Here is an 11,949-nt window from a genome sequence, read left to right as displayed (position 1 = left end):
TCCCGCCCTTTTGCCGCGCCTCAACACTAGGCGCTGTATCATTTGATCCCCACGCTTTTCGTCCTCTGAATGCGGTAGTTGGTGGTACGAACTACCGCATTCAGAGGACGAAACGCGGGAGTCAGGCGTCGCCCGGGCCCAGGTCGAAGCCGGAGTCGCTGGCGTCGCCGGAGTCACTGTCGAGAGTGCCGGAGACGATCCAGGTCGCCAGCGCGGCGGCCTGGACGTAAGGCGCGGCCTTCGCCGCGGCCCGTCCGGCGCTCTTGGCGCGGCCCCACTTCTCCGGGCGTTCGGCGCGTTCCGGCGCCTCCTCACCCGGCGGGCGCTCGGTCCGCCACGGCGTCTCCTCCGGCCTGACCTCGGCGAGGAAATCCGCGGTGGGGTCGTCCCCGTCCTTGTCTTTCATGGAGACAGCATGACGCCGCGGGCGGCCGGAAGCCACCCGCGGCGTCGAGCGGTAAGAAACCCGTCAGAACAGCAGCGGCAGGAGCGCGTGGCGGCGTTTGAGCACGGCGCCGTAGCGCGCGTCGATGCGCATCCACGAATCCGTCGCGGTGACGCGGACGACGTCGCCGTCGATCGACGAGTCCACGAAACCCATCCCGGACAACGCGAACAGGCACCGCATCTGGACCTTGATCTCCAGCTCGTTGCCCGAAACGGTGAGCACCGCCTGGTCCATCAGCGAGGCGGGCGGGTTCCCGTGCGGACCGACGTTGTCGCGGGCCAGTGTGACGCCCCGATCGGCCAGCTCGGAGATCACCGTCGCCGGCAGTTCGTCCACCAGCTGCCAGCGGCCGGGGGCGGGCAGCTCGGAATGCCACATCAGGTCACGGGCCGGGCCCGGATCCATCCGCTCACCGCCGGCGACGGTCAGCGCGGCGAGCAGCTCGTTCCCGGACACGGTGACGTCCGACGGCGTGATGTCGCCGGCGACCGCCCTGGTGGCGAGGACCTCGAACGGGGTCGTGCTCCACGCCTCGACGACACCGTCACCGCGCTGCCGCAACCGCACCAGCGTGTTCTGGTCGAGCCGGACCGCCCTCGCCACGAACGCGCCGAGCGTTTCGCGGTCGCCCGCGTCCGGGATGACGAGCTCAGGCATCCGCGAACCCCTTCTCCAGGAAGGCGCGTTCGTCCTCGGTCAGCCGACGGGGCCGCTCGGACGCGGTGTCGAACGGCGCGAGCACCGTCTCGGCGGTGACCGCGACCTTGTCGGCCTCGGCCGGGCCGTCGTGCACCCGGTAACCGAGGGTGAAGCTGGCGTGCTTCAAGTCCTTCAACGAGATCTCCACCCGGATGTCCTGATCGGACACCACGATCGGCGAACGGTAATGGACGGCCAGCTTCACCACCACGATGCCCTTGGGCAGTTCGGTGAGGCCCGCGCGGACGGCGTCCCCGAACAGCAGGGGGATCCGTGCCTCTTCGAGCAGGGTCACCAGATTCGCGTGGTTGACGTGCCCGTAGACGTCCATATCCGACCAGCGCGGCCGGATCAGGGAAATGTAGCTCACTACCTCACCGTGCTCCGGATCTGCCTCGCCGCCACCGACAGGGTCGCCAGGTCGAGCTTGCCGGACTGGCTGATCTCGTCCAGCGCGACACGGGCCCGCTGCAACCGCGAAGCGTTCGTCTTCTCCCAGTGGGCGATCTTCTCGTCCGGGTCGGTACCCGAATCGCTGTGCCGCAACGCGTCCAGCGTGATCGTCCGCAAGGAACCGTAGACGTCGTCCCGCAGCGCCAGCCGCGCGAGCGCGTGCCAGCGGTTGCCGCGTTCGAGGCCACTGATCGACGTCAGCATCTTGTCGATGCCGAGGTGGTCGGAAAGCGCGTAGTACAGGCCCGCGGTCTCCGCCGGGGTGTGCACCGCGTCGATCCCCACCTGCTGCTCGGCCAGCTCCGCGACGTCGGTGACGTCGAGCAGGCCGTAGGTGTGCAGCAGCAGCGCCACCCGCCCGGCGAGTTCCGCCGGGACGCCCTTCTCGATCAGCCGCTCGGTGTTCGCGTCCACCGAAGCGCACTCGACACCGCGAAGCAGCTCGTGCGCCCGCGGAGCCAGCTCGCCGACGACGCGGCCGAACCGGTTGATCTCGGCGAGCGGGGCCAGCGGCTGCGGCCGGTTGGTGAGGAACCAGCGGGCGGCCCGGTCGAGCAGCCTGCGGGTCTCCAGCATCATCTCGTCGGCGACCTCGGTCGGCACGACGTTGTCCAGCGCGTCGATCTGGGCCCACAGCGACGGCAGGTCGTACACGTGGGTGACCACGGCGTACGCGCGGACGGCGTCGGTCGCGGTCGCGTTCATCTCCTCCATCAGGCGGAAGACGTACGAGATCCCGGCGCCGTCGACGACCTCGTTGGCCACCATCGTCGTGATGATCTCGCGCTTCAGCGGGTGCTGGAAGATCGCGTCACCGAAGCGCTCCCGAAGCGGCTTCGGGAAGTACTCGGGCAGACGACGCGAGAACACCTCGGAGTCCGGCAGCTCGCTCGCCAGCAGCTCGTCCTTCAGGTCGAGCTTGACGTGGGCCATCAGCGTCGCCAGCTCCGGCGACGTGAGACCCTCGCCCGCCTTCTCCAGCGCACGGAACTCCGCCGAACTCGGCAGCGCTTCGAGCTTGCGGTCGAAAGCGCCCTTCGCGACCAGCGCCGCGACGAGCCGCTGGTGCACCGAGACCATCGGGCCGGCGTGCGCCCGGCTGACGCCGAGCACCGCGTTCTGCCGGTAGTTGTCGGCCAGCACGAGCTCGCCGACCTCGTCGGTCATCTGCTCCAGCAGCTCGTTGCGCTGCTCGGCGTCCAGCGATCCGGTCGAGACCAGGTGGTCCAGCAGGATCTTGATGTTCACCTCGTGGTCGGAGCAGTCCACCCCGGCGGAGTTGTCGAGCGCGTCGGTGTTGATCTTGCCGCCCGCGCGGGCGAACTCGATCCGGCCGAGCTGGGTCAGGCCCAGGTTCCCGCCCTCGCCGACGACCTTGACGCGGAGCTGGTTCCCGTTGACACGCAGGGCGTCGTTGGCCTTGTCACCCGCGTCCGCGTGGGACTCGCTCTCGGCCTTGACGTAGGTGCCGATGCCGCCGTTCCACAGCAGCTCGACCGGGGCCAGCAGGATCGCCTGCATCAGGTCGTTCGGCGCCAGTTTCGTGACGTCTTCGCCGAGCCCGAGCGCCTCGCGGGCCTGCGGGCTGATCGGGATCGTCTTCGCCGACCGCGAGTAGATCCCGCCGCCCTCGCTGATCAGCGAGCGGTCGTAGTCCTCCCACGACGAACGCGGCAGATCGAACAGCCTGCGCCGCTCGGCGAACGACGTCGCCGAGTCCGGGTTCGGGTCGAGGAAGATGTGCATGTGGTTGAAGGCGGCCACGAGCCGGATGTGCTCCGAGAGCAGCATCCCGTTGCCGAAGACGTCACCCATCATGTCGCCGATGCCGACGACGGTGAAGTCCTCGGTCTGGGTGTCCTTGCCCAGCTCGCGGAAGTTGCGTTTGACGCTCTCCCAAGCACCCTTCGCGGTGATGCCCATGGCCTTGTGGTCGTAGCCGACCGAGCCACCGGACGCGAAGGCGTCGCCGAGCCAGAACCCGTAGTTCGCCGAGACCTCGTTCGCGATGTCGGAGAACTTCGCGGTCCCCTTGTCGGCCGCGACCACGAGATAGCTGTCGTCACCGTCGTGGCGGACCACGCCCGGCGCCGGGACGGTCTTGCCCTCGACGCGGTTGTCGGTCACGTCGAGCAGGCCGGAGATGAACATCCGGTAGCAGGCGATGCCCTCGTTCAGCTGGGCGTCGCGGTCCAACCCGGGGTCACCTGTGGCCGACGGCGGGCGCTTCACGACGAAGCCGCCCTTCGCGCCGACCGGCACGATGACCGCGTTCTTGACCGCCTGCGCCTTGACCAGGCCGAGGATCTCCGTGCGGAAGTCCTCCCGGCGGTCGGACCACCGCAGACCACCGCGCGCGACGTCGCCGAAGCGCAGGTGCACACCCTCGATCCGGGGCGAGTACACGAAGATCTCGTACTTCGGCCGCGGCTCGGGCAGCTCGGGCACCGCGCTCGGGTCGAGTTTGAGCGCCAGGTACTGGCGGGAGTTCCCGTCCCCGTCGGTCACGTGGTAGTTCGTGCGCAGCGTGGCGAGGATGACCGACATCAGCCGGCGCAGGATCCGGTCCTCGTCGAGGCTCGTCACCTCGTCGACCAGCTTGCCGATCTCCGTGGTGAGCTGATCGGCCTGCGACGCGCGGGCCTCGTCGCCGAGCGAAAGGTCGAAACGGGTCTCGAACAGCCGCACCAGCGCGGTGGCGATGTCGGTGTGCGCGAGGACGGTGTTCTCGATGTACTCCTGCGAGAACGGGATCTTCGTCTGGCGCAGGTACCGCGAGTAGGCCCGCAGGATGGCCGCCTGGCGCCAGGTGAGCCCGGCGCGCAGGACGAGCCCGTTGAAGCCGTCGACCTCGCAGTCGCCGCGCCAGGCGGCGTGGAAGGCGTCCTGGAAGCGGGTACGGAGGTCGCTGTCCGCGTGGTCGAGGACCTGCGGGTCGATCCGCAGGCCGAAGTCGTAGATCCAGGACCGGCCGCCGTCCTCGCGGCGCAGTTCGTACGGCCGCTCGTCGACGACCTCGACGCCCATCCGCTGCAGGACCGGGAGCACCTGGGAGAGGGTGACACCCTCGCCGCGCAGGTACAGCTTGAAGCGCCGCTCCCCCGCCTCGGCGTCGGCGGGCAGGTAGAACGACATCGACAGGTCGCCCTCGTCGGTCAGCGACTCCAGGGCGCGGAGGTCCGCGAGCGCTTCGAGCGCGGTGAAGTCCTCCTTGTAGCCCTCGGGGAACACCGCGGCGAACCGCTGCCCCTGTTCGCCCGCGGATTCCTCGACCAGCAGGCCGATCGCGACGCCGCTGTCCCCGGCGCGCTCGCGGCGTTCGGCGAGGATCGCCTCGACCATCCGGTCGTCCCAGCTGCGAACGGCTTCGTTGAGCCGTTCCTGGATGCGCAAGGTGTCCGGCTCGGAGCGTTGCGACGGATCGGTGTGCACGATGAAGTGCACCTGCGCGAGCACGGTCTCGCCGATGCGCGCGCTGTACTCCAGTTGCGTGCCTTCGAGTTCTTCGAGCAGCACCTCCTGCATCGCGAGCCGCGAACGGGTCGTGTAGCGGTCACGCGGGAGGTACACGAGGCACGAGTAGAAACGGCCGTACGGGTCGCGGCGCAGGAACAGGCGCAGCCGTCTGCGATCCGAAAGCGTGATCGCGCCCGTCGTCGTCGAGTAGAGCGAGTCGGTGTCGGCCGAGAACAGATCCGCTCGCGGCCAGTTCTGCAGCACTTCGAGCATCCGCTGGCCGGAGAAGGACTCCATCGGGAAGCCGGCGCGGTGGATGACCTCGCGGACGCGGTTGCAGACCACCGGGATGTCGAGCACGTTCTCGTGCAGCGCGGTGGTGGTGAACATGCCGAGGAACCGGTGCTCGCCGGTGACGTTCCCGTTGTCGTCGAACGTTTTCACGCCGACGTAGTACGGATACACCGGGCGGTGCACGGTGGACGGCGCGCTCGCCTGGGTCAGCACCAGCAACGTCGGCGCGAGCGCGGAGGCCGCCGTGTCCGGGCCCGCGGTGAGGCTGCGCGCGGCCAGACTGTCCTGGCGCAGCACGCCGAGCCCGGTGGCCAGCACCGCGCGCAGGGCGGGCTCGTCGTTGTCCGGGTGCGGGTTGTCGATCAGCTCGTACCGGCGGTAGCCGAGGAAGGTGAAGTGGCCCTCGGCCAGCCAGCGCAGCAGCCGGGCCCCTTCCGCGACCTCGTGCGCGGGCAGGCTCGGCGGGTTGCCGTCCAACTCGTCGGCGAGACGGCGCGCCGTCTCCGTCATCTTGTCGGTGTCCTCGACGACCTCGCGGACGTCACCCAGCACCGAAGACAACCGGTTGTCCAGCTCACGGGCGCGATTCGGGTCGGTGACCAGGTCGATCTCGATGTACATCCACGACTCGGCCGCCGAATTCGCCGGCGGCTCCGCCGGGTCCGCGTCCGGGTGGACCTCCAGCAGCTCACCGGTCAGATCCCGGCTCACCACGACGATCGGGTGCACGATGCGCTGCACCTGCACCCCGTCCCGCGCGAACTCCGCCGCGACGGAATCCACCAGGTACGGCATGTCGTCCGTGACGACCTGCACGACGGTGGCCTCACGCGTCCAGCCGTCTTCGGGACCCGTCGGGTTCAGCAACCGCACCGCGGGACGGCCGGGCATCCGGTCCTTCGCGAGCTGCAGATGCGAGCGGACGGCGCCGACGAGGTCGACCGGGTCGTCACCGAGAATCTCTTCGGCCGGGATGTGCCGGTAGTACAGGCGGATCAGGTCGCCGATCTCCGGGGCGTACGCCGCGGCGGCGTCGATCAGGTCGTCCCGGATCTGCTCCGGGTTCGCCGACCGGCGCCGGGCGCCATCCTCGGTGCCGACATCTTTTCCGGGCGGGGACGAGACTCCCGTCGAGCTCATTGAGGCAACTCTCCACTGTAGCGAGATTGACACCGCGACCGGCACGACTCTGTACCGGCCCAGACCCAACCTACAGCTCCGGACAGTCGGCTCCACAAGGCCGGGTCATTCCCGCCCGTCGAAGATTTCCCTGCTCAGATACCGGAATCGCCGTGATCGGTTCAGCTACTCGCCGGTCACATCGGCGGTCTGTCCGGACCCTCCGTCGCCTCGCCGCACCGGGGTGACCAGCACCCATTGCCGCGCGAAGCCCCGGCGGGCGGCCTCACCGCGCCGGCTGAATCGTTCAAGCTGACCGCGTCTTCCGCCGAGGTGAGCAAGGGACCTTTGCTACCGCGGGGTCAGTCGCTCCCGTTGGCGCGGTGCCGGTCGTGCCCGTTGACCGGACGTTTTCCCGAGTCCTGGGAACCGAGCTGCTTCACGAGCGCGGCGGCGCTGGCGGTGCCCGCCTGATGCTCGGCGAGCGCGCGGGCGAGCAGGTCGGCGAGACCGGCGTCCGGCGGCGGTTCGTCCTCCGCGATCGCGCGGGCGTAGCTCTCCGGGAACGGCGTGATCGGCCGCCACGAACCGGTGTCGGTCAGCGGGTCCAACGCGGGCGGCATCCGCAACCGCGGGAGCCAAGGATCCGCGACCTCTTCCTTGGGAGCGGGATGAGTTATCTCGTTCCGCGGAGGCGCCGGATCCTCCCGAGGCGGCGGAGCGAGCGGGACCGCGGGCTCGCCGTACTCGACGGGCGGGGGTTCCCGGCGCGTGCCGGCGCGTTCTTCGGCGACGGATTCGGGGTGCACCGGATCCACGGCGCCGTCCGCACGACGACGGCCACCGCCCTGTCCTCCGGCGCTCGAGATCCCGAGCCGGTCCAGCACCGATTTCGCGGCCACCGAACCATGTTCGGCGTCGTGCCTGGTCTTGCGCGAGACGGGCGCCGCGGACCGGCGGGCACGCTCTTCGGCCGCCCACTCGTCGCTCTCCCACAGCGGGGCGGCGGTACCGGGCGGACGCGGCGGCGCGGCCTCCGCCGCCATCCGCGGCCGGGGCTCGGCCGCGGGCTCGGGAGCGAGAAGCAGTTCCGGGACGACGGATTCCGAGGCCGCCACGGGCACCGGCTCCTCGGTCCGGACAGGGGCCTCGGTCTCGGGCCGCCACCGCGCGGCCGGAGCCGGGCTCTCGGCTGGGGCGGCCATCGGTTCGGCGGCGACCTCACGCGCCGCCGGCTCCTCCTGACGACGGCGGCGCCCGGGCTCCGGTTCGGGACGCGGCACCGGCGCGGATTCCGGTTTCGGCGGCGGCATCAGTTTCGGCGCGGCGGGCTCGGCCTTCGGCTCGAACCTGATCGACGGTTTGGTCTTCTTCGGCACCCGACGACGCCAGTCGCTGTCGGACGCCACGGCTTCCCGTTCGGGCTCCGGACGAGAGGGCGGCTTCAACACCGGCGCCTCGCTCTTCTCCGCGACCGGCGCCGCGGGACGTTCCACCGGCCGCGGCGACTCGACCGGGCGCGCGGGCTCGGCGGGATACGAAGGCGCGGCGGGACGCGCGGACTCGACCGGCGCGGGTTCCGGCTGCCTGCTCCGCCGCACGGGCTCCGGCTCCCGACGAGCCGGTGCCTCGGCCGCGGCCCGCTTCGGCGGCGCCACATCGATCTTCGGCATCACCGCGGTCACCTCGACCGGTTCCGGCGCCGAAACCGGGGCGGGCGACGGCGTGGGCACCGCGGAGGACGACCGCGCGGCGACGGCCCGCAGGACGTCGTCGAGGTCGACGGCGGCGTTCTCGGCGGAGCCGAACTCGCCGACCAGGACGTTGCATGCCTGCCTGCGCGCACGGGCGTGCAGATGCTCGGCGGCCCGCGAACGGTGCAGGCAGCCGATGGCCTCTTCGGCCCGGCCGAGCCGTTCCTCGATCTGCGCGAGCTCCAGCCACAGCCGTGCCGTGACGGCGTGCAGGTTGCGGTCACCGGTCCCGGCGACCGCCTCACGGACGAGCATGCCCGCGGCCTCACCGGAGCCGGCAGGCAGCAGGACACGGGTGGCCACCGCCAGCCGCAGCCAGGCGGCCGGGGCGATCCCCGCGGCGCGGACGGGCGCGTCGAGGATCGGCTGCGCGACCTCCAGCGCCATCTCCGTGTCGCCCCGGTCCAGCAACGTGCAGACGAGTTGCAGGGTCAGCCTGATCCGGGCGAGACCGCCGTCGTCGTCCGGGTTTCCGAGCTTTTCGAGCATGCCCAGCCCGGTCCGCGCGGCATCGGCGGCCGCCGTCAGGTCTCCGTGACGACGACGGTGCGCCGACACCCCGACCCGCAACATCGCGCGGATCAGCAGCTGCGAGTCCGCTGTCATCGAGCCGTCGCCGAGCACGAGCTTGTCCGCCTCGGCGAGCACGCGGTCCAGTTCCGCCTTCCGGCCGAACTGCGCCAGGCAGCCGACGAGGTGGCACAACGCCTCGGCGCGGTGCGACGGCGAAACCGCCGGATCCGCCAGCAACGGACGCAACGCGGCCAGCCCTGTCAGCGGGATGCCGACGCTGCGCGCGCAGACCGCCAGGTCGATCCTCAGCCGGGCGGCGATGTCGCCGTAGCCCGCGTGTTCCGCGGCGCGCAGGGCGGCCACGGCCCGGCCGACCGTCCGGGGACGGCCACCGAGCCGCACCCGGGCGCTCACCACCAGGCTCTCCGCCCGGATCCACTGCTCGTCGGCTCCGGCGGCCTCGGCGAGCGCGGCCGCGCGCTCCCCGAGGACCAGAGCGAGCTCGGGCGCCCTGAGGTGCAGGGCGTCCGCGCGTTCGATCAACCTGCCGACAGCGGACAGGGTTCCCCCGGTGGCAGCCGTCCGCCCACCCACCATGGTGGTGGGCGAGCCCGGCCGTTGGCGCTTGCTGGCTTCCACGGGGAACCCCCGGCCCTCAGTCGCGGGTCAGCTTGCGATGGGTGACGCGGTGCGGACGAGCCGCCTCGGCACCGAGACGCTCGACCTTGTTCTTCTCGTAGCCCTCGAAGTTACCTTCGAACCAGAACCATTGCGAGGGGTTCTCGTCCGTGCCTTCCCAGGCGAGGATGTGCGTCGCGACCCGGTCGAGGAACCACCGGTCGTGCGAGATGACCACGGCGCAGCCGGGGAACTGCTCGAGAGCGTTCTCCAGCGAGCCCAGGGTCTCGACGTCCAGGTCGTTCGTCGGCTCGTCGAGCAGGATCAGGTTCCCGCCCTGTTTGAGGGTCAGCGCCAGGTTCAGCCGGTTGCGCTCGCCACCGGAGAGCACGCCCGCCGGCTTCTGCTGGTCCGGGCCCTTGAAACCGAACGCGCTGACGTAGGCACGCGAGGGCATTTCGGTCTGCCCGACGTGGATGTAGTCCAGCTTGTCCGAAACCACCTCCCATACCGTCTTCTTCGGGTCGATCCCGCCGCGGTTCTGGTCCACATAGGACAGTTTGACCGTCTCGCCGATCTTGACCCGGCCGTCGTCCGGCTCCTCGAGCCCGACGATCGTCTTGAACAGGGTCGTCTTGCCGACACCGTTCGGCCCGATCACGCCGACGATGCCGTTGCGCGGCAGGTCGAACGACAGCCCGTCGATCAGCACCCGGTCGTCGAAACCCTTGCGCAGCTTCTCGACCTCGACGACCACGCTGCCCAGCCGGGGCCCCGGCGGGATCTGGATCTCTTCGAAGTCGAGCTTGCGGTGCTTGTCCGCCTCCGCGGCCATCTCCTCGTAGCGGTCGAGTCGGGACCGCGACTTGGTCTGACGCGCCTTGGCGTTGGACCGGACCCATTCGAGCTCGGACTTCAGCCGCTTCGCGAGCTTGGCGTCCTTCTTGCCCTGGACCTCGAGGCGCTCGCGCTTCTTCTCCAGGTACGTCGAGTAGTTGCCCTCGTAGCCGACGACCCGGCCGCGGTCGAGCTCCATGATCCACTGCGCGACGTTGTCCAGGAAGTACCGGTCGTGGGTGACGGCGAGGACGGCGCCGGCGTAGTTCGCCAGGAACTGTTCCAGCCACAGCACGCTTTCGGCGTCCAGATGGTTGGTGGGCTCGTCGAGGAGCAGCAGGTCGGGCGCGGACAGGAGCAGCTTGCACAGCGCGACCCGGCGGCGCTCACCACCGGAGAGGTGGGTGACCGGCTCGTCCGGCGGCGGGCAGCGCAGTGCGTCCATCGCCTGCTCGACCGTGGAGTCGATCTCCCAAGCGTCGGCGTGGTCGAGCTCCTCCTGGAGCTTGCCCATCTCCTCCATCAGCTCGTCGCTGTAGTCGGTCGCCATGAGCTCGGCGACCTCGTTGAAGCGGTTGAGCTTGACCTTGATGTCGCCAAGACCCTCTTCGACGTTCTCGCGGACGGTCTTCGCCTCGTTGAGCTCCGGCTCCTGCATGAGGATGCCGACGCTGGCGCCGGGCTGGAGGAAGGCTTCGCCGTTGCTGGCCTGCTCGATCCCCGCCATGATCTTCAGAACGGTGGACTTACCCGCGCCGTTCGGCCCCACCACGCCGATCTTGGCGCCGGGGTAGAACGCGGTGCTGACGTCGTCGAGGATGACCTTGTCCCCGACGGTCTTGCGCACCTTCTTCATGGTGTAGATGAACTCGGCCATACAAGCGATCGTAGAGCGAGCCGATCGCGGCCTTGACGGCGGTCACCACCGAGCTACCGACAGTCAGCCCGATATCACTGAGCGGGCATCGGTATCTCACGCCACGGGTGCGTCCTCCAACGCGATGACCATGGGATTCCCCGTGGGCGGCGGTGCCGACGGGATCGCCCTGGGCCGATCCCGTCCCATCCGGTGGATCTCGGCCGAGCACCGGGCGAGGTTGGGGCCGATGGAGAAGGCCTCAAGCTCAGGTAGACCCAGAGGCGCCGGGATCTCCTCCGCCGTCTCGGCGCCGCGCAGCCGCCCGGCCACGATCACCGGATCGCCTTTGCTGAGACAGGAGAACGCCGCCATCGCCAGCTTGCGCCAGCAGGTGACCTTGACCGCGAGCTGCCGCCCCTCACCCCACTCCCCTCTTTCCTTGTCGTACCGGCGTTCGACACTCCGCAAGCCGAACGACACGACGTCGTGCCCGTGCACCCGCTCCGGATGGTGCACCGGTTCGCTGGTCAGGTTGCCGATCATGGTCACCCACGTCTCGCCCATCGCCATCACACTCGCCCTTCTCCTCGAGCCGGGACCTTCCCGGTGTTTCCCTTGATCACAAGAGTGCCCCGGATCAAGGGCGGAAAATGACGCGAACCGGATCTGTGGACAACTCCGGGTGTTGTGGGCTTCCTGTGGACAACTCGGGGCGGAAAGGCGACGGCTGTCCGAGGGATGTGGTAGCGGCGGCGATCCGGCTTCTCAGAGGGAAGGGGGAGGTTGCGAAAGCCACTTTCGCAACGTTGAAGGTTGCGAAAGTGGCTTTCGCAAAAAGCGGGGGGAGCCGTGGCGGGTCAAGTGGTAGGTAAGGTGCCTTGGGTCCGGCCGCGGGGGCT

The 11,949-nt window shown here is 69.8% G+C and carries 7 protein-coding genes; all 7 read right to left on the bottom strand.

From position 1 onward, the window contains the following. Positions 1-121: 121 nt before the first annotated feature. Positions 122-406, bottom strand: coding sequence for a hypothetical protein (locus tag ACFWIW_RS35985; protein WP_378372560.1), 285 nt, complete (start codon positions 404-406; stop codon positions 122-124). 63 nt (positions 407-469) lie between these two features. Beyond that, positions 470-1,105: a hypothetical protein gene (locus ACFWIW_RS35980; protein WP_378372559.1), complete on the bottom strand. Its 636-nt coding sequence runs from the start codon at positions 1,103-1,105 to the stop codon at positions 470-472. Further along, the gene (locus ACFWIW_RS35975; protein ID WP_034313873.1) at positions 1,098-1,517 is read right to left on the bottom strand and encodes a thioesterase family protein; all 420 of its coding nucleotides are present in this window, start codon (positions 1,515-1,517) and stop codon (positions 1,098-1,100) included. Before ACFWIW_RS35975 ends, ACFWIW_RS35980 begins: the two co-directional genes overlap by 8 nt. Next, complete coding sequence (locus tag ACFWIW_RS35970) at positions 1,517-6,490, bottom strand: NAD-glutamate dehydrogenase (RefSeq protein ID WP_378372558.1); 4,974 nt, start codon at positions 6,488-6,490, stop codon at positions 1,517-1,519. Before ACFWIW_RS35970 ends, ACFWIW_RS35975 begins: the two co-directional genes overlap by 1 nt. A 341-nt stretch (positions 6,491-6,831) precedes the next feature. Beyond that, positions 6,832-9,375 carry a hypothetical protein gene (locus ACFWIW_RS35965; protein ID WP_378372557.1) on the bottom strand — a complete coding sequence of 848 codons (2,544 nt, stop codon included), beginning with the start codon at positions 9,373-9,375 and terminating at the stop codon, positions 6,832-6,834. A 16-nt stretch (positions 9,376-9,391) separates the two neighbouring features. Beyond that, a complete protein-coding gene (gene ettA / locus ACFWIW_RS35960; RefSeq protein ID WP_378372556.1) occupies positions 9,392-11,068 on the bottom strand; it encodes an energy-dependent translational throttle protein EttA in 1,677 nt (558 codons plus the stop codon). Positions 11,069-11,164: 96 nt separating this feature from the next. Beyond that, on the bottom strand, positions 11,165-11,614 hold the full coding sequence (locus ACFWIW_RS35955; RefSeq protein WP_378372555.1) for a single-stranded DNA-binding protein: 450 nt from the start codon (positions 11,612-11,614) through the stop codon (positions 11,165-11,167). Positions 11,615-11,949 lie beyond the last annotated feature (335 nt).

Origin of the sequence: Amycolatopsis sp. NPDC058340 (assembly GCF_042723975.1) — a bacterium.
Classification (GTDB): Bacteria; Actinomycetota; Actinomycetes; order Mycobacteriales; family Pseudonocardiaceae; genus Amycolatopsis.
The sequence above is the reverse complement of the archived record's forward strand: the minus strand, read 5'-3'. Positions and strand labels throughout refer to the sequence as shown.

Bases quoted from the DNA above. Each gene is read 5' to 3' on its own strand.
- ACFWIW_RS35985 (WP_378372560.1), bottom strand. From the start codon at position 406: ATGAAAGACAAGGACGGGGACGACCCCACCGCGGATTTCCTCGCCGAG.
- ACFWIW_RS35980 (WP_378372559.1), bottom strand. From the start codon at position 1,105: ATGCCTGAGCTCGTCATCCCGGACGCGGGCGACCGCGAAACGCTCGGC.
- ACFWIW_RS35970 (WP_378372558.1), bottom strand. From the start codon at position 6,490: ATGAGCTCGACGGGAGTCTCGTCCCCGCCCGGAAAAGATGTCGGCACC.
- ettA (WP_378372556.1), bottom strand. From the start codon at position 11,068: ATGGCCGAGTTCATCTACACCATGAAGAAGGTGCGCAAGACCGTCGGG.
- ACFWIW_RS35955 (WP_378372555.1), bottom strand. From the start codon at position 11,614: ATGGGCGAGACGTGGGTGACCATGATCGGCAACCTGACCAGCGAACCG.